We start from the raw sequence: 16,027 nt of genomic DNA, 5'->3' as shown, positions 1-16,027 counted from the left end.
GTGTCATTACCGTACGTTCCTTTTCATCAGGATGGTAGCAATTTGGAATTGCTTCTGTCTTTTCCTTCAAGGCCGCTTGTTTTACAGAGGGTACTTTAGTCGTTGATTTCGGCTTTTGTGGATTGTTCCCGAGCCTGTCGAAGCTCGTCGATCACCCCCATGAACGCCTCGACCAGCAGGCTGCGTCCTTGCGCGCGAGTGAGTACCAGCAGAGGCGCACAGGCGTCGGGATCGGTCACGGGGCGGTAGGTCACGCCTTTTTTTGCCAGGGTCCGGGTGCAGTGAGGCACCAGTGCGACGCCCTGGCCGGCAGCCACGAGGGCGATGATCGAGGTGATCTGCCGTCCGGCCGGCCCGGGCTGCAAGGGCAGGCCATGGCGTTGGTAGAGGTGCTCGATAATCGTGTTGAGCCCCGAGCCGTAATCGGTCGGATAGCGTATCAACGGGCGCGTACTGAGTTGCGCCAGGGTCACCTGGGATTGATCGGCCAGCGGGTCGTCACTGGAGAGGGCGGCCACCAGTTGCTCCTCGCCCAGGGACAGTGACTGGACCTCGGTTTGCCCGTCGGACGGTGGCAGACGGCTCATGCCGATATCGATGCGCCCGTCGACGATCTGCGCCACCAGGGTGCCTGAAGCGCTTTCCACCAACGTCAGTTGAACCTCTGGAAAACGCTGGGCGAAGGCCCGAATGGCCTGGCTGAAAATATCCGACAGGGCAATCGAGCTGGCATAACCCAGGACAAGCTGACCGGCAGTGCCAGCCGCCAATTTGTCGGCGATGACTTTGGCCAGGTCGACTTGCTCCAGCACGGAGCGGGCGTAAGGCAGGAAGGCGCGGCCTTGAGGCGTGAGCGATACGCTGCGGCTGGTGCGGTCGAAAAGGCGAAACCCCAGTTCGACTTCCAGGGCCGAAATCTGCCGGGTCAGGGGCGGTTGGGCAAGGTGCAGGCGCAGTGCTGCACGGCCAAAATGCAGTTCCTCGGCAACGGTCAAGAAGTAACGCAACCTGCGTAGATCGAGCATCCTGGTCCTTGGGTATTGATCGGTTCGAATTTGGTATTGGTCTTTGCCAGTCTGCGTATTCTATAAAGTCTTTTCGTCATAAAACGAGAGGCTCTGTGAGTCAACACGATGACTGATCTGAAAAGCCCACTGACATTGAGCGAATCGCCACCCGCCGAGACCTCTTTACGTCGTCGGTCCCTGCTGGCGGCCTGTAGCGCCCATGCCGTGCATGACGGTCTGACCGATGTGATCTATGTGTTGCTGCCAATCTGGCAGGCACAGTTCGGCATGAGCTACGCGCAGGTGGGGCTGCTGCGCGGAGCCTATTCCGGGATGATGGCCGGTTTCCAGTTGTTGGCGAGCCGGGCCGCCAGACGCTGGGGACGAGAGCGTTTGTTGGTGGGCGGCACCGCACTGGCCGGCTTGGCGTACCTGCTCGTCGGCCAGGCCGGCGGCTTGACGGTGCTGCTGTTGGCGCTGCTGCTGGGTGGGTTGGGCGCCAGCACCCAGCACCCGCTGGCGTCCTCGCTGATCACCGATACCCATGAGGCAGGTGGCGGGGTCAAGGAGGCGCTGTCGCAATACAACTTTTCCGGCGATATCGGCAAGACGTTGCTCCCGGGACTGGTAGGCCTGTTGTTGACGGTCGTCAGTTGGCGCGCCAGTGTCACGCTGATGGGCGTACTTGGCCTGGCTGCCGCCGCGCTGCTGTGGTGGCTGGTTCCGACACAGGCGGCAACGTCGCCCGGGTCTCGGAAAGCCTCCGCGACACCGACAGGGAAAGGCTCCGCCAACGGGCTGCGTGCGCTGCTGCTGACGGGCACGCTGGACAGTGCGGTGCGCATGGGCTTTCTCACCTTTTTGCCTTTCCTGTTGAGTAGCAAGGGGGCCGGGACGGCGGGCATTGGCCTGGCGTTGATGCTGTTGTTCGTGGGCGGCGCGTTCGGCAAGTTGTTCTGCGGTTACCTGGGCGCGCGTATCGGCATGATGAAGACCGTGTGGCTGACGGAGTCCGCTACTTCGGTATTGATCGTACTGGCGGTATATCTGCCGCTGTCCGGCATGATGGTGATGCTGCCGTTGCTGGGGCTGGTTCTGAACGGGACATCGTCGGTGCTCTATGGTGTAGTGCCGGAGTTGTCGGAGGCGGGCAGGCGCGAGCAGGCGTTTGCGCTGTTCTATACCGGAACCATCGGCGGCGGGGCACTGGCGCCGGTGTTGTTCGGGGGACTGGGTGACCTGACCGGAATCCCGATCGCGGTGATGGCCCTGGCGGCGATGGTGCTGCTGACGCTGCCATTGTCCTGGTGTGTACAGAGAGCGCTGGACCGCTGAAATCACGGTATTCCCGCAGGGAATGCGCGCATGAAAATCATGCATTTCATTTATGACGGCCAATCCCGTAGCGTGTCCCCTCCCACCTATGGATATGGAGATGTGTCGTGAGTGATCCCCGCCTGCAACTGTACGTCGATGCTCAATTCACCAGCCCTTATGCCATGTCGGATTTCGTTGTGCTGCGGGAAAAGGGCATCGACTTCGAACTGATCCCCCTGGACCTCGACACCTTGGAAAACCAGGCTGAAGGCTACGCCAGCCTGTCGCTGACCCAGCGGGTGCCGACCCTGGTGCATGGCGACTTTGCCTTGTCCGAGTCGTCGGCGATTGCCGAGTATCTGGAAGAGACATTCCCGCAGGTGCCGGTTTATCCGCAAGACCGTCAACAGCGCGCGCAGGCTCGGCAGGTCCAGGCCTGGCTGCGTAGTGACCTGATACCGATCCGGCAGGAGCGCTCCACCGTGGTGGTGTTTTATGGCATCAAGTCGGGGCCCTTGTCGCCAGCGGCCGAGGCGGCGACGCGCAAGCTGTTCGCGGCCGCCCAGGCACTGCTGGCGGATGGGCGCGAGCACCTGTTCGGTCAATGGTCGATTGCCGATACCGACCTGGCGCTGATGCTCAACCGGCTGGTCCTCAACGGTGACGACGTGCCACCTGTCCTGGTGGAATATGCGCAACGCCAATGGCAGCGGCCTGCCGTGCAGGAGTGGGTCGGGTTCCAGCGTCCTGCGTTGTAGTGCGCAGCGTTATCTTTTCTTGACGACCAGCGCCACGGCCAGTGCGACGACAACCAGTGCCAGTGCCGTGGCAAAGGTCGTTCGCATGCCGCTGGCGACGGCTTCGGGGGACGCGCTGGTGATGTCGGCTGCCTTTGAAGCGAACACAAACACCGCACCCAGTGCCGATGCTCCAGTGATCAGCCCGAGATTACGCGACAGATTGAGCAGGCCGGAAACGACGCCCCGTTGCTGCGTGCCGACCTCGCCCATGACGGCGCTGTTGTTGGACGCCTGGAACAGGGCATAGCCGATAGTGACAACGACCAGCGGGCTGATGTAGCCGCCCAGCCCGAGGGTCTGCGGCACTAGCGACAGCGCAAGGCAGCCGACGGTCATGGCCATCAGACCGACAACCGTTATGCGCTGTGCGCCAAAGCGGTCTGCCAGTCGGCCCGCCGGCACTCCGGTCAGCGCCGAGACACAAGGCCCGGCTGAGAGCGCCAATCCGACCCCAGCCGCGTCCAATCCCAGCCCTCGCGCCAGATAGAACGGACCGACCACCAGCGTCGCCATCATCACCGCCGAGACGAGCCCGCTCATCAGCAGGCTCCCGCTCAGCCTGAGGTCACGGAACATCACCAGGCGAATCAGCGGCGAAGCGACCTTGGCCTCGGTCAACACGAACAGGCCAAGGCCGAGGGCTGCCATCGCTAGCAGGCTGATATTGAGCAGGCCGAAGTGGCCGCGTCCCAGGGTCATGGCCAGCGCATAGGCCGCCAGTGTCAGCGCCAGTAGCAGTGTACCCAGTGGGTCGAAACCGCTTCGCTCGTGCTGAGTCCTTTGACGATCTGCGGGCAGGTGGCGGTGGCTGAGGATAAACGCCAGCACACCCAGCGGCACACTGATGAGGAAGAGCGCGCGCCAGCCCGGCCCGGCGATCAGGAACCCGCCCAGTGAGGGGCCCAGGGCCGTGCCGATGGCGGACATGGTACCCAGCAAGCCCATGGCACTGCCGGTGCGGGCCTTGGTCACTGTTTCGCCGACAAACGCCAGGGTCAGGGCCATCATGATCGCCGCGCCGACGCCTTGTAGCGCCCGCGCGCCGATCAGCAGACCCAGCGTGGGGGCGAAACCACAGAGCGTCGAGGCCAGGGTGAACAGGGCGATGCCGGTCAGGAGCAGGCGCCGCCGACCGGTGAGATCACCCAGCCGGCCTACGCTGACGATCAGGGTGGTGATCGTCAGCAGGTAGGCGAGGACGATCCATTGCACGTTCTGGAAGGACGCGTTGAACGCCTGGGCCAAGGTGGGCAGGCCGACGTTGGCGATGCTGGTGCCAAGGGATGACAGCAGCATCGACAGCGACAAGCCGGCCAGTGCCCAGCGTGCCGACGGTGTGTGTGGCTCGGTGTCCGTCGCGAGTTTTTCGGGTCCTGCAGTGATCGGTTTCATCCGGTTTCTCTTTTCGGCCGCTCCCAACGCAGAGCTGTCAGAAATCTACGCCGGCGCCTAACATGGCGGAAGGTGCACCGTTTGCACTGTACTCGTGCGTTTGACGCGCTATCCGATCAGGCCATGCCAAGGGGCGGTCCATGTCCACACCCGATCTCAATCTACTGGTCACCCTGGATGTGCTGCTGGCCGAAGGCAGCGTGGCGCGCGCTGCCCGGCGCCTGCATCTCAGCCCCTCGGCAATGAGCCGGGCGCTGGCGCGTTTGCGGGAAACCACCGGTGATCCGTTGTTGGTCAGGGCAGGGCGTGGCCTGGTGCCCACGCCCCGGGCACTGGAGTTGCGCGAGCGGGTCGCGCAGTTGGTACAGGACGCCGAAGCCGTGCTGCGACCTGTCGGGCAGTTGGACCTCAAGCAACTGGTCCGCACGTTCACACTGCGCACCCGTGACGGTTTTGTGGAGAGTTTCGGTCCTGCGCTGCTGGCCCGGATCGCTGAAGAGGCGCCCGGGGTGCGCCTACGCTTCCTGCAGAAACCGGACAAGGACAGCGCGCCACTGCGCGATGGCAGTGTCGATCTGGAAACCGGTGTGGTGGGCAGCAGCCAAGGTCCTGAGTTGCTGACCCAGGCGCTGTTTCGCGATCGCTTTATTGGCGTGGTGCGCCGGGAGCATCCGCTGGGTCAGGGTGAAATGACTCCTGCACGGTATGCGGCCGGCCAGCATATCGGTGTTGCGCGGCGAGTGCTCGACAAGGGCGCTGTCGATGAGGCGCTGGAGCGGCTTGGGTTTTCACGGGAGGTGGCTACGTTTGTTGCCGGATTTTCGACTGCGCTGTCGCTGGCCCGATCCACCGATTTGATCGCCACCGTGCCCGAGCGCCACACCGGCAACCTGCGTACCCGTATGCACAGCTTTGAACTTCCGTTCTCGCTGCCGACGTTCACGGTTGCCATGCTCTGGCATCCGCGGCTGGATGCCGATCCCGCGCACCGCTGGCTGCGCGGGTGCCTTCGGCAAGTCTGCGCGCAGCTGAAGTGACTCAGTTCAAGGTGAACTTGATCAGCATATCGTAAGCCAGCTTGAGCAGGGGAATGGTGATGCAGACGAGCAGGATGCTGAGCTGCCAGCGCAGGATCTTGTTCTGTGAGTCCATTTCAGCAACGGATACCTGGAATTTTGCACCTTGTTCTGTAATGGCCTCTCGCAGTTCTGCGCCTTGCTTCGTCATGGCCTCTCGCAGCTCCGCGCCCTGCTTCGTCATGGCTTCTCGCAGTTCTGTGCCTTGTTTCGTCATGGACTCTCGCAGTTCCGCGCCTTGCTCTTTTATGGAGGCTCGCAGTTCTGCACCCTGCTCATTGATCAGTGCGCGCAGTTCGGTACCCAGTGAGCGAACTTCTGAGCCCAACTCCGTAATCGACGTTTGCAACTGGGTCTCGGTGCGGAGCAGATCAGACTTTGTCGCGAATTTTTCCATATCCGACTCCCAGGCATTTACAACCGCCTTGGCCTTGTTCGGAGGGACATTGATGCTCGTCAGCGCGTCGTATAAGTTCATCGATAGCTTCATCGTATCTCCTGCAAGGGACAAGTGACCAGAAGGCACCGCTTGACGGCAGGCTCCCGTCAAAAGCGAGGGCTGGGCAGGCGCTGTCGGGGACAGCGGTCCAGATTCAGATAATCGACGTAAAGCTAGGGAGTGGAAAGTCGGACATTTCCTATGAGATAGCAGGACCAGGCTTGGCTTTTTGCGTGCCAATCAACGTGGCTGCCGGGGGATGCAGCCAGCCGTTGATCAGCGATTGAGCTTAGTCGCGCAGCATGCTGGTGCCGTACTCACGGAAGCTGCTGCCCAGGTTCGAGGCGCCAAAACTCTGGGTGACCGGTTTGCTGTCGTAGTGCTGGTTACAGCTTTCGGTATAGCAGGCACTGTTGCTGGTCATCGTGCTCGTGCCGGAGCAGGCGCTCAACAGCAGGGCGCTCATTACCAGCGCGACTTTGACGAGGTTCGGCTTCATGGTTCGGTTTCCCCTGGCTGGATACGATGCACGATTAACACCTTGTTTATCTTACGCCGCTTGAACGCTTTGCTGGATGAAACATTTCGTCTGTGGGGCAAAAGGCTGTACAGGGGAGTTTTCTTCAATACCGCCGCCCGTGCGCATGGGTACCTTCAGCCCCGACATCCACTCATGCAGAAGGTAGACGATGAGCATTCTTGTTTCCATGGCGGCCTTTGCGCTGGCCTCTTCCATAACCCCCGGTCCGGTCAATATCGTGGCCCTGAGCGCCGGTGCACAGTTCGGCTGGCGTGCTAGCTTGCGGCACGTGACGGGCGCGACCCTGGGCTTCACCCTGTTGCTGGTCCTGATCGGCCTCGGGTTGAATGAGCTGCTGTTGTTCGTGCCGAGTTTGACCCGGGTGATCCAGCTGGCCGGTGTGGCGTTCCTGTTGTACATGGCCTTGAAGCTGGCGCTCGACGATGGCGGTCTCAATACCAGCCAGTCCGGCAAACAGCCGACGATGACGGTCGGCGCGGTGATGCAGTGGCTCAATCCCAAGGCCTGGCTGGCCTGCGTGGCGGGGATGGGGGCGTTTGCGGCCAATGGCGAAGCGCGGTTGGTGTGGCAATTCGCGGCGGTGTACTTCGTGATCTGCTACGGCTCGATTGCCTGTTGGGGATTTGCCGGAACCTTTCTGCGGCACTATCTGGACAATCCCAAGGGCATGCGCCTGTTCAATCGGCTGATGGCCTTGTTGCTGGCCCTCAGCGCGATCTACCTGTTGCTGCCTTGAGGCGAATCAACCGCGATACTGCCCCGGTGTCGCGGCCAAGTGTTGTTTGAATGCCCGTTGGAAGTGCGCCTGGTCGGCGAAGCCGGCCTCCAGCGCGACGTCGGCGATCAGGCCGCCACGGCGCAGCCGATTGCGTGCGTACTGGATGCGCCGGTTGACCAGGAAGGCGTGGGGCGTCATGCCGTAATGCTGTTTGAAGGCGCGGGTCAGGTACGACGCCGACAACTGCGCGGCCTGGCAGATGTCTTCCAGCTTCAGGGCTTCAGTGCAGTGTTTATGAATGTAGGCCGCAGCCCGTTCCAGTTTCTGGTTGATCTCCCGAGCCGGCCGTGGCGCCGGGTTCAAACGGTGCTGCAGCAGGGTGAAGAACTCGACCAGGGCGCACTGTTTTTCCAGGAGCGCGAGCTCGTCGTCCACCAGGGTTTCGTACAGGCTGTTCAAGCCTTCATAGAGTGCCGGATCGCGGGTATGGGGCGTGGAAAATGCCCGAAAGTCCAGATCCGGGCTGAACCCCAGTTCATGTTGCAGTGATGTCAGCCAGGCTATTTCGACATAGAACATGCGATAGGCCCAGGGCTGGTCTTCGATGGGGTTGCAGGCATGCACCTCACCCGGATTCATCAGCACCACGGTGCCGGCCGCGACCCGCCATTGGTTCTGCTCGTTGATGTAGGTGCTCTGGCCGTGGGTGATCGCACCGATCGAGAAGTGTTCGTGGGAATGCCGGGAATAGCAGACCTTGCGGCCGTCCTGGATCGAGCGGGCCTCGATGAAGGGCAGGCATTCGTCCCGCCAGAAGTAGGGGGCCTTGTCATCAGGGACGGTTGAGGACGATTTACTCACGAGCGGGTCCGGTGCGAGATGATTCGGGGCGGCGACTGGTCTGTAGCCTAGCCTGTTCCTGCAGAAGTCGAAGCGGTTCCGGTCTTTCCAGGGTTTGCCAAGCCTGGGCATGAGCCGCCTCGGCGGCTGTCAGCCAGAGGCCTGCTTGCAGTTGCAAGGGTTCGCACGGCCACTCCAGTATCTCTTTCAAGGCGATCTTCACACGAGTACCCGGGTCGGAGCCATCCCGCTGATCCCAGTCCGCTTCGAACTGGCGCAAGTGCAGGGCGTCGGCAGCAAAGTCGATGAGCTGTGGTCGGTTGCCCAGCCAGCCGGGTGCGGTGCGCAAGGTGTGTGCCTCGACATCCAGCAGCAGGAGTTTCCAGGCGCTGCGATTGTAGCTGTCAGCGAAGTCGCGATGGTCGAGATAGAGTCGGGTCAGCGCAAGGTAGCGTCCCTTCGGCGACCAGGCCATGGAGGGGGCCAGGTCCGACAGGGCACAGCCGGAAGCGGTCAGCAGGTGTCCGCCCAGGCGAGCAATATGCCCGCGCCCCAGATCGTCGCCGTATTCGGTACTGGTGCCGAACAGCCAGGCGGCGTCCAGGCCGGTCGGGGAGGGTTGGATAAACTCGCCTTCGGCGCTGGCGATCTGTGGCTGCTTGACCCAACGCCAGGCGGGCAAATCTTGCAGGTTGTCGCCACTCAATTGCAGTCTGCGCAGCTCGTAGTAGAGGCGCGAGTCTTCGCGGTATCGGCAGAACTCGGCGGCTTGGGACGCATCAGGGACGGCTTCGGTAAAACGTTGCAGCGGCGTACTGGCGACGTCCCGCGGCAGGCGCCCGACAATCACTGCGACGCTCAGCGTCGCCGCCTTGAAATCCACCAGCCCGGCGACCCGCATCAGTGGACTCTCGATCAGCCGATGTTGCCGGGGATCGGCCACCATCACGCGGTCGGGCACCGCCGGATGCAGGGCAAACGGCACCAGCGCCAGATAATGGGAGCAGTCGCTCACTCGATGATCCAGGCGCCAAAGGCCGGGCAGGGTCCAGTCGCCGATCCGGCACTGGTAGCCGGCTGAGTCGTGCTGATCGTCCTGGAGCAAGGTGAAGTGGGCGTGGGTGCCATTCGCCAGCGGCTCTGACTCGATGGTTACGCTGGCCGTGCTCCCGTCGCTGTCCAGTGGCAGGACCAGGCGGATACGGGGCCTGTTCCATTCGGTAGTCTGCTCGCGGCCCAGAGGGTCGTGGCCGACCAGAATCTGCGAGTCACTGTGGATACTGTGCAACTGGTAGCCGTAATGTCCGTTGTCGGGTTGCGACAGCGGTAGCTCGCTCTCCAGCCAGACCTGCTGCTCGTCCAGCGCCACCGGTTGGCTCCAGTATCCGCTAGGGCTGCGGTTGTCGCGGCTCCAGGGGCTGCGCAGGGGGCGCCAGCCCCGATCCTGCTGCCAGAGCCATAGCGCTTGGTGCGGCTCTGACGAGTCCATTGTGCGGGCCCGACAGATCAGGCTGCGGCTGTCGGCGCTCCAGACAATCGGCGTCTGGGCCGAGATCAACAAGAATGAAGGGGCGTTATCGACGCTGAGCCGGTAATCGGGATGGTTGATCGGGCGGGTCGGTTGGTCCAGTTCCCTCAGGCTATCGGGCAGGGTCAGTTGGCCATTTAGCCGATGCCGACCATCGGGGGAGCGATATTCGATCTGTTGCCGGGCCAGGGCTTGTTGCCAGTTGCCCGGTTCCAGCCAGAGATCGCTGACTGGGAGCAGGTCGATGGCTTGGGCGTCTTGCAATAACTCTTCAAGGGAGTGCTGGTGGGAACCGTTGTCCACCAACGGACTGTAACGCCCACCGAGGCCTTGCTCATTGAAAGTATCCAGTTCCCAGAACTGATCCGCCTGGCAGCGATAGAGGCGGTGCAAGGTGCGGTCGAGGATTACCAGGCCCCAACTGCTGCGCGACGGAATGGGGGCGGCGAAGTAGCGGGCGTCACTGGAAAAGCGCGCCGAGGCGCCCAGTCCTTCGAGCAGGGTGCCGTCGGGAAACAGGTAGTCGCACATCACCGGGCCGCCCATGGCGATTTCGCCGTGGTTGAACACCCGGATCGGCTCGCCTTCGGGCGTCAGTGTTGGCTCCTGGCCACCCCAGGCACTGGCACCGCTGCCAGCGGGTGGGGTCTGCGTGGTGGGCTTTACCAGGCCCAGGTGCTTCTCCCAAATGCTCACGCAAGCCAGCCCGGGGAAAATCGCCAGGCAGGCAGCCGCGATGTCCCAGTAATCGGGCAGTGCCCGGCCGAGGCTGAAGCCCAGGCCAAAGACCGCCGAGATCATCAGCCGGGCAAAGGCTCGTCCGCCTTTGGGCCAACCGACGTTCACACAGACCCACATCGCCCCGGCGCAGACGATGACCACGGCCAGGGCGAGCAAAGGCGGGAGGATCGTGACGAAGAACATCGGCACCAGCAGTACCAGGAGCAGCCACAGCAGTTCGAGCAACAGGCGGCCGATGTTTTTGTTCTCGCGGGTTGGGGTGCGTGCGGCGCTCACGGGTGACGTCCTGTTCGACGGAGGCGGAGCGCGATTATGCCGGTTTGGGTGCGCGGCGGCACCTTTGGGCTTATGGCGACGGATTGGACTCCGCTTGTGGCTGATCGAGCAGGGCCGTCGAAGTCACATCACTGCCGGCGAGGCAGACTGACGGACCCAGTTCAGCCAGGTGATAGGCGCGCAGGAACAGGCACCCGAGCACGACAGCACGTGGCCCGAAGAATCGGGCCACGGTATCAGGGCTTACTTTGACGCTTGGTCGCGGCTCTTGAGGTTCTTCTCGGACTTGTAGCGCAGGGCCACATCCGGTACGCCACCGCTCTTGCCGGTTTCGATCCAGTTGCGGATCCGGCTGGCATCGGCGAAATGGGTGTACTTGCCGAACGCATCGAGAATCACCAACGCCACCGGGCGACCGCCCATGTTGGTGACCAGTACCAGGCAGTGACCGGCCTGGTTGGTGAAGCCGGTCTTGGTGATCTTGATGTCCCAGTTGTCTTTATTGACCAGATGGTCGGTGTTGTGAAAGCCCAGGGTGTAGTTGGGCTTGCGGAACGCCACGGTCTTTTCCCTGGTGGTGCTCAGTTCGCTCAACATCGGATAGTGACGTGCGGCCATCAGCAACTTGCTGAGGTCGCGGGCGGTGGAGACGTTATGGACCGACAGGCCAGTGGGTTCCACATAGTGGGTATTGATCATGCCCAGGGACCGGGCCTTGGCATTCATCGCCGCGATAAAGGCCGCGTAGCCGCCCGGGTAGTGGTGGGCGAGACTGGCCGCCGCACGGTTTTCCGACGACATCAGGGCGATCAGCATCATTTCCTTGCGCGGCAGCTCGCTGTTGAGCTTGACCCGGGAGAACACGCCTTTCATTTCCGGGGTATCGGCGATGTTCACCGAGATGTACTGGTCCATCGGCAGCTTGGCGTCCAGCACTACCATGGCGGTCATCAGCTTGGTCACCGAGGCGATCGGCACGATCACGTCCGGGTTGCTGGAGTACAGGGTCTTGTTGGTTTGCAGATCGACGACCAGGGCGCTGCCGGAAGCGACTTGCAGATGACGGGTATCACGGGGGGCGGAGACGGTCTCGCGGGCTTCTACGTTAGGGGTGATGGCGGCGCCTGCCAGGACAAAAACCAGGCCGAAGATGGAATGACGAATGTTCACGCGGATGGACTCGCAAAAAATAATGGGTAAACCGTAGGTAACGGGTCGTTCTCAAAAAAACGTTACATTTTATGAATATAGTTCAGAAAGTTGCCACACCTCTGTAGATATTGGGCTTAACTGACACAAAATTTACTCTTGTACCAATGTTGTACCCATTCTCTCTTCGAGCTTCCTGATCTCGGTCCAATCCGTGGTGAGCTAAGCCAGCATGCATGGGTCGGCAGGAGGACCTGAACGCTGTGTCCTAACTGGCCGGCGATGAAGGCTGGATGCATGCTGGCCATAAGACACATAGTAGCGTACGTATGGCGGCAGTTGTATGGATTGCGACCCCATATTTTCAGGCTTTTCGGTGCCTTTTCGAACGGGCTGGTCGGGGTCGTGACGCGCTGAGTTTCCTGCCGGTTGGAACACGAATGGAAACGACTTGCGGACGCGTCGGCGGTCGTTGTCGCGCTTCTTTGCTATGTTTGCCAGGACGCCGGATAAGTGATGGCTATTTAATTGTGTACCCAGCCTGATACGTGGTGGTGCGGGCCTCGCGGACCGATTAGCATCGGCGCTTGCGACGTAATCGACGCGATCCAATGACTCAGGAGTCCGGCAATGCCGAAGGGTTTGATCAGCAGGGATTACCTGCCCATGGTGGTCTGGGCAGGGATGGTGGCGGTTCTGTTGCTGGGCTTTGCTTTCTTTCCGAAATCGGCGGATTGGTATGGCTGGATTCAGGCCGTGGGCCTGGTGGTCGGCCTGATGGTGGCTATCAGTGTGCCCGCAATCCAGCGCAAGCAGGAATTCCAGGAGCAGCGCAAACAACGCCGTGAGCGCGATGTCGGGTATGCGCGGCGGCTGCACTACTTTGGCATTGAGCTGCTGGATCTGCTGGGTCGTATCAGCGCCAATCTGGTGCACTTGCGGGCCACGGACCGGCATCGTTGCCAGCGCACCCTCGATGATTTCCTGCACCGCCTGTTCGAGTCCCACAAACACGATCTGAACGACGACCGGATCGTCATCAGCCATGAACTGCGCCAGGTGACCCAAGCGCTGATCGATGAGTTGGAAAGTGGTCGCAGCGACCGTGTGGTGATGATCGAACTGGAGAAGCGCCTGCAGAAGCTCATCCACCGTTCCCAGGTCAATGCTGCCTTGGCCGAGCGCGGCTGATCAGTGCACGCCCATAAAAAAGCCCGCAACGTATGCGGGCAAAGGGGTGTGCGGAGCAACGCACGTTTTCGGGAATCTTGGGCTGGTCAGGCGTTCAATGCCGAGAGGTTCATACTTTGCGACGAAGTCTTGGCGGCCATCAAAGAAGTGAAAGGTCCACTGATCGGTACACCGTCTCGAACCAGGTACCAGCAGGCGAGCAGACCCAGCTCTCTGAGCGAGGCGGGAACGGCACTGCCGATTACGGACATGATTTGTATCTTGGCCATGAGGACCTCCATCAATCTATGGCGCTACCTTAAGGCCCGGCCCGATCGGAGGAAAATCATCGTGCTCGATAGTGGACATCGACGAGATCGACAGGTAGCAATAGAGTGCGTCAGTCGACGACCTGGTCTAGCATCTTCAGCACTTCCTGCTCATTCAGCAGCCCTTTGCGGACGAGATTCTCGGCCAGCAAGGAGAGGAATTTGGCCGTGCGGTGGCCTTCGAGCTGCTTGAGCTCGGTGAGGGCGCTGTAGACCTTGCTGGATGTGCAGAGGCCAGCGGTACGATGTGGGTTCTGCGTAGGCATGGTTCGTCCTTGTTCTTATCATTCAGCCTGATCTTGCTGATCGGGCATGGCATAAATATGACAGTCGTATTAAGGCCCGTCCTGGGCGACGACAGGTCATATCATGCCTTTTATTGCCGCTGGGCGGTTGTCTTGCCTGCGACCTTTGCTGGCGCAATTCAGACATCGACGCTTGGATATCGCAAAAAAAAGCCCCGCTCTTGCGAGCAGGGCCTGGATGTTCTGCCTGTCGATTACCAGCGTGGGCCACCGCCGTAGTAATGCGGATGACCGTAGTACACCGGACGGCCATAGTAGCCACCCTGGACGTAGACCGGGGCCGGCTGGACATAGACCGGTTGTTGGACATAGACCGGAGGCGGCTGCTGTACATAGACCGGGGCCGGTTGCACATACACGGGCTGCTGAACATAAGCCGGGCGGCTCTCTGACATCACCGAACCGACGATGGCTCCGCCGATCACGCCACCCAACAAGGCAGGGCCGACCCAGTTGCCACCATGGGCAGAGGCCTGGCCTGCGACAGCGAGTGCACCAACGAGCAAGGCTATCTTGGGGATTGTACGAATCATGATTATTCCTCGGGTTCCAACCCCAGCGCTTGTTGTCTGCAATAGACTCAAGGACTGTCGTGGGGATACTTCTATGACAACGACTTTCTGAAAAATTGCACAGCCGTTGAGTAAATTTTGTGTAAGGTTCTTGGCGCGGCTTCTTTGACAGCTATCCGAGGCCAGGTGCCAGAGCCTTCAGCTGGTCGCTATGATCGACGAAAGCTGGGTAAATGCCTATCCCATTTATCCGAAAACACCCCTTCAGGAGATGAAACATGCAGATGAACCCCAACAAAGACACCCAGTTGTGCATGTCGTTGTCGGGGCGCCCCGGGAATTTCGGTTTGCGTTTCCACAATCATCTTTATGAGCAACTAGACCTGAACTTTTACTACAAGGCGTTCAGCAGCCAGGACCTGACCGGCGCGGTCGGTGGGATTCGGGCCCTGGGTATTCGGGGCTGTGGGGTGTCGATGCCGTTCAAGGAAGCGTGCATCGCCTTGGTGGATGAACTGGACGCGTCCGCCGCGGCGATTCAGTCCATCAATACCATCGTCAACACCGCTGGCCATCTGAAGGCCTATAACACCGATTACATCGCCATTGCGCAGTTGCTTGAGACCCATGCGGTGCCCAAGGACATCAGCTTCGCGCTACGCGGCAGCGGCGGCATGGCCAAGGCCGTGGCGTCGGCCCTGCGGGATGGCGGTTACCGTAATGGCGTAATTATGGCCCGCAATGAAGCAGCGGGCAGGGCGCTGGCGCAGAGTTGCGGTTATGAATGGCAGGCGGAGTTGGGGGCGTTACGCCCGCAGATGTTGGTCAATGTCACGCCGATCGGCATGAGCGGCGGCCCGGAAGCGGATCAGCTGGCCTTCGAGGCCGCGGCGGTGGAGGCGGCCGACACGCTGTTCGATGTGGTCGCGGTGCCCTCGGAAACCCCGTTGATTCTACGCGGCAGGGCCCTGGGCAAGCGGGTGATCACCGGGCTTGAAGTGATTGCCATCCAGGCGCTGGAACAGTTCGTGCTGTACACCGGTGTGCGGCCCAGCGAAGAGCAGTTCCAGAAGGCGGTGGCCTTTGCGCGCAGTTGAATGAAGCGTCTGGCGGTGGTTATTCCAATCGCGCCAGACGTTCTTCAAGCGCCGCGATCCGGGCTTCCAGCTCTTCGATACGCTCCACGGACACCGCGCCGACCGCACTGCGCTCGGGTCCTTGCTGACGGGCCGCGAGGATGGCTTCGATATCCGCCGGGTCGCCCAGGGCGTGGGTGTAGCGGTCTTCCCGCTGCCCGGCCTGTTTTGGAATCAGCAGGGCCAGGCCACGGGCGATCAGGCGCTCCAATTGATGCACGACCTGCTCGCTGTCTTCGAAATCATGCATCCGGCCGCTGCGGGTCAGGAGTTCGTTGACCGTCTGCGGGCCACGCAGGAACAGCAGGCCGATCAACACCACCTGGGCCGGCACCAGTTCCAGCGCCTTTTCGACCCGATGCTCCCAGCGGTCGGCACGGCTGCCCATCACCAGGCGCGTAAAGCCACGGCCTTCAAGGGCGCGCAGGCTCTGGCCGACCTGGCCCTGGTTGAGGTTCGTCACCGGTTCGCGGCTGGTTTTCTGGTTGCAGGCCAGCACCAGGGCATTGAGGGTCAGGGGGTAGGTTTCCGGGCTGGTGGCCTGTTTTTCAATCAAGGAGCCCAGGATGCGAATTTCCGTGCTGTTCAATTGTGGCTGGTCGACGGAAGTCTCTTGCTCGCTGCCCATAGTGCTTTTCCCTGTGCGTTGAAAGGTCGTAAGCGTAGGGCCTTCAGCCGTAAAAAGACAAGCCGCTATACGCTTCACCCTGGCTATAATCGCCCAGCTTCACTCCTGCCATTTTCACTGCGA

18 protein-coding genes and 1 pseudogene are annotated in these 16,027 nt (G+C 61.3%); 6 read left to right on the top strand and 13 right to left on the bottom strand.

The genetic code is table 11. The annotated features are described in order from the left end of the window. Nucleotides 1–95: 95 nt before the first annotated feature. The gene (locus M5C56_RS00350; RefSeq protein ID WP_103498341.1) at nucleotides 96–1,025 is read right to left on the bottom strand and encodes a LysR family transcriptional regulator; all 930 of its coding nucleotides are present in this window, start codon (nucleotides 1,023–1,025) and stop codon (nucleotides 96–98) included. Nucleotides 1,026–1,133: 108 nt separating this feature from the next. On the opposite strand from M5C56_RS00350, the gene M5C56_RS00345 reads away from it, so the two are divergent. Together M5C56_RS00345 and yfcF are read left to right on the top strand one after the other, a co-directional pair. Then, nucleotides 1,134–2,342 (top strand): MFS transporter, encoded by a 1,209-nt coding sequence (locus tag M5C56_RS00345; RefSeq protein WP_103498342.1) that lies wholly within the window; start codon nucleotides 1,134–1,136, stop codon nucleotides 2,340–2,342. Between the two features lie 107 nt (nucleotides 2,343–2,449). Next, nucleotides 2,450–3,082 (top strand): glutathione transferase, encoded by a 633-nt coding sequence (gene yfcF, locus M5C56_RS00340; protein ID WP_103498343.1) that lies wholly within the window; start codon nucleotides 2,450–2,452, stop codon nucleotides 3,080–3,082. Nucleotides 3,083–3,091: 9 nt separating this feature from the next. Here yfcF and M5C56_RS00335 read toward each other — a convergent pair whose 3' ends face one another. Continuing rightward, a complete protein-coding gene (locus M5C56_RS00335; RefSeq protein ID WP_103498344.1) occupies nucleotides 3,092–4,516 on the bottom strand; it encodes an MFS transporter in 1,425 nt (474 codons plus the stop codon). A 140-nt stretch (nucleotides 4,517–4,656) separates the two neighbouring features. On the opposite strand from M5C56_RS00335, the gene M5C56_RS00330 reads away from it, so the two are divergent. After that, entirely contained in the window at nucleotides 4,657–5,553 is an 897-nt protein-coding gene (locus M5C56_RS00330) for a LysR family transcriptional regulator (protein ID WP_103498345.1), read from the top strand. A 1-nt stretch (nucleotide 5,554) separates the two neighbouring features. Here the strand turns inward: M5C56_RS00330 and M5C56_RS00325 are convergent, their stop codons facing one another. The 3 genes from M5C56_RS00325 to M5C56_RS00315 form a co-directional block, all read right to left on the bottom strand. Continuing rightward, nucleotides 5,555–6,082, bottom strand: coding sequence for a DUF1640 domain-containing protein (locus M5C56_RS00325; protein WP_103498346.1), 528 nt, complete (start codon nucleotides 6,080–6,082; stop codon nucleotides 5,555–5,557). A gap of 238 nt (nucleotides 6,083–6,320) precedes the next feature. Then, on the bottom strand, nucleotides 6,321–6,530 hold the full coding sequence (locus M5C56_RS00320) for a hypothetical protein (protein ID WP_103498347.1): 210 nt from the start codon (nucleotides 6,528–6,530) through the stop codon (nucleotides 6,321–6,323). Between the two features lie 51 nt (nucleotides 6,531–6,581). After that, on the bottom strand, nucleotides 6,582–6,728 hold the full coding sequence (locus tag M5C56_RS00315; RefSeq protein ID WP_177103420.1) for a hypothetical protein: 147 nt from the start codon (nucleotides 6,726–6,728) through the stop codon (nucleotides 6,582–6,584). On the opposite strand from M5C56_RS00315, the gene M5C56_RS00310 reads away from it, so the two are divergent. Then, entirely contained in the window at nucleotides 6,721–7,308 is a 588-nt protein-coding gene (locus M5C56_RS00310; protein WP_103498348.1) for a LysE family translocator, read from the top strand. The genes M5C56_RS00315 and M5C56_RS00310 overlap by 8 nt on opposite strands. A gap of 6 nt (nucleotides 7,309–7,314) precedes the next feature. Here M5C56_RS00310 and M5C56_RS00305 read toward each other — a convergent pair whose 3' ends face one another. The 4 genes and pseudogenes from M5C56_RS00305 to M5C56_RS00290 all read right to left on the bottom strand — a co-directional run. After that, nucleotides 7,315–8,151, bottom strand: a complete 837-nt coding sequence (locus M5C56_RS00305) for an AraC family transcriptional regulator (RefSeq protein WP_247262979.1) — start codon at nucleotides 8,149–8,151, stop codon at nucleotides 7,315–7,317. Beyond that, nucleotides 8,144–10,675, bottom strand: a complete 2,532-nt coding sequence (locus tag M5C56_RS00300) for a hypothetical protein (protein WP_247262978.1) — start codon at nucleotides 10,673–10,675, stop codon at nucleotides 8,144–8,146. The genes M5C56_RS00305 and M5C56_RS00300 overlap by 8 nt, the downstream gene beginning before the upstream one ends. 243 nt (nucleotides 10,676–10,918) lie before the next feature. Further along, on the bottom strand, nucleotides 10,919–11,845 hold the full coding sequence (pbpG, locus tag M5C56_RS00295) for a D-alanyl-D-alanine endopeptidase (RefSeq protein ID WP_103498350.1): 927 nt from the start codon (nucleotides 11,843–11,845) through the stop codon (nucleotides 10,919–10,921). 132 nt (nucleotides 11,846–11,977) lie between these two features. After that, a pseudogene (locus M5C56_RS00290) lies at nucleotides 11,978–12,192 on the bottom strand (site-specific integrase); the annotation flags it as partial. Between the two features lie 262 nt (nucleotides 12,193–12,454). Here M5C56_RS00290 and M5C56_RS00285 point away from each other — a divergent pair. Beyond that, complete coding sequence (locus tag M5C56_RS00285; protein WP_103498351.1) at nucleotides 12,455–13,015, top strand: hypothetical protein; 561 nt, start codon at nucleotides 12,455–12,457, stop codon at nucleotides 13,013–13,015. A gap of 86 nt (nucleotides 13,016–13,101) precedes the next feature. On the opposite strand, the gene M5C56_RS00280 is transcribed toward M5C56_RS00285, so the two are convergent. The 3 genes from M5C56_RS00280 to M5C56_RS00270 all read right to left on the bottom strand — a co-directional run bounded on the left by M5C56_RS00280 (nucleotide 13,102) and on the right by M5C56_RS00270 (nucleotide 14,161). Next, nucleotides 13,102–13,284 carry a hypothetical protein gene (locus M5C56_RS00280; RefSeq protein ID WP_103498352.1) on the bottom strand — a complete coding sequence of 61 codons (183 nt, stop codon included), beginning with the start codon at nucleotides 13,282–13,284 and terminating at the stop codon, nucleotides 13,102–13,104. A 110-nt stretch (nucleotides 13,285–13,394) separates the two neighbouring features. Beyond that, nucleotides 13,395–13,589 (bottom strand): hypothetical protein, encoded by a 195-nt coding sequence (locus M5C56_RS00275; RefSeq protein ID WP_100942792.1) that lies wholly within the window; start codon nucleotides 13,587–13,589, stop codon nucleotides 13,395–13,397. A 233-nt stretch (nucleotides 13,590–13,822) separates the two neighbouring features. Next, entirely contained in the window at nucleotides 13,823–14,161 is a 339-nt protein-coding gene (locus tag M5C56_RS00270; RefSeq protein WP_103498353.1) for a hypothetical protein, read from the bottom strand. A 257-nt stretch (nucleotides 14,162–14,418) separates the two neighbouring features. Here M5C56_RS00270 and M5C56_RS00265 point away from each other — a divergent pair, with 257 nt between their 5' ends. Then, nucleotides 14,419–15,237, top strand: a complete 819-nt coding sequence (locus M5C56_RS00265; protein ID WP_103498354.1) for a shikimate 5-dehydrogenase — start codon at nucleotides 14,419–14,421, stop codon at nucleotides 15,235–15,237. 19 nt (nucleotides 15,238–15,256) lie between these two features. Here M5C56_RS00265 and M5C56_RS00260 read toward each other — a convergent pair whose 3' ends face one another. After that, nucleotides 15,257–15,904, bottom strand: a complete 648-nt coding sequence (locus M5C56_RS00260; RefSeq protein ID WP_103498355.1) for a DUF480 domain-containing protein — start codon at nucleotides 15,902–15,904, stop codon at nucleotides 15,257–15,259. Between the last annotated feature and the right edge of the window lie 123 nt (nucleotides 15,905–16,027).

This window comes from Pseudomonas sp. MWU13-2862 (genome assembly GCF_023242495.1).
Lineage (GTDB): Bacteria > Pseudomonadota > Gammaproteobacteria > Pseudomonadales > Pseudomonadaceae > Aquipseudomonas > Aquipseudomonas gingeri_D.
The sequence above is the reverse complement of the archived record's forward strand: the minus strand, read 5'-3'. Positions and strand labels throughout refer to the sequence as shown.

Excerpts from the sequence above, each read along its gene's own strand:
- M5C56_RS00320 (WP_103498347.1), bottom strand. The coding sequence starts at position 6,530 with ATGAAGCCGAACCTCGTCAAAGTCGCGCTGGTAATGAGCGCCCTGCTG.
- M5C56_RS00335 (WP_103498344.1), bottom strand. The coding sequence starts at position 4,516 with ATGAAACCGATCACTGCAGGACCCGAAAAACTCGCGACGGACACCGAG.
- M5C56_RS00330 (WP_103498345.1), top strand. The coding sequence starts at position 4,657 with ATGTCCACACCCGATCTCAATCTACTGGTCACCCTGGATGTGCTGCTG.
- M5C56_RS00265 (WP_103498354.1), top strand. The coding sequence starts at position 14,419 with ATGCAGATGAACCCCAACAAAGACACCCAGTTGTGCATGTCGTTGTCG.
- M5C56_RS00280 (WP_103498352.1), bottom strand. The coding sequence starts at position 13,284 with ATGGCCAAGATACAAATCATGTCCGTAATCGGCAGTGCCGTTCCCGCC.
- M5C56_RS00310 (WP_103498348.1), top strand. The coding sequence starts at position 6,721 with ATGAGCATTCTTGTTTCCATGGCGGCCTTTGCGCTGGCCTCTTCCATA.
- M5C56_RS00325 (WP_103498346.1), bottom strand. The coding sequence starts at position 6,082 with ATGAAGCTATCGATGAACTTATACGACGCGCTGACGAGCATCAATGTC.
- M5C56_RS00350 (WP_103498341.1), bottom strand. The coding sequence starts at position 1,025 with ATGCTCGATCTACGCAGGTTGCGTTACTTCTTGACCGTTGCCGAGGAA.
- M5C56_RS00275 (WP_100942792.1), bottom strand. The coding sequence starts at position 13,589 with ATGCCTACGCAGAACCCACATCGTACCGCTGGCCTCTGCACATCCAGC.
- M5C56_RS00315 (WP_177103420.1), bottom strand. The coding sequence starts at position 6,728 with ATGCTCATCGTCTACCTTCTGCATGAGTGGATGTCGGGGCTGAAGGTA.
- M5C56_RS00345 (WP_103498342.1), top strand. The coding sequence starts at position 1,134 with ATGACTGATCTGAAAAGCCCACTGACATTGAGCGAATCGCCACCCGCC.
- M5C56_RS00285 (WP_103498351.1), top strand. The coding sequence starts at position 12,455 with ATGCCGAAGGGTTTGATCAGCAGGGATTACCTGCCCATGGTGGTCTGG.
- M5C56_RS00260 (WP_103498355.1), bottom strand. The coding sequence starts at position 15,904 with ATGGGCAGCGAGCAAGAGACTTCCGTCGACCAGCCACAATTGAACAGC.
- M5C56_RS00270 (WP_103498353.1), bottom strand. The coding sequence starts at position 14,161 with ATGATTCGTACAATCCCCAAGATAGCCTTGCTCGTTGGTGCACTCGCT.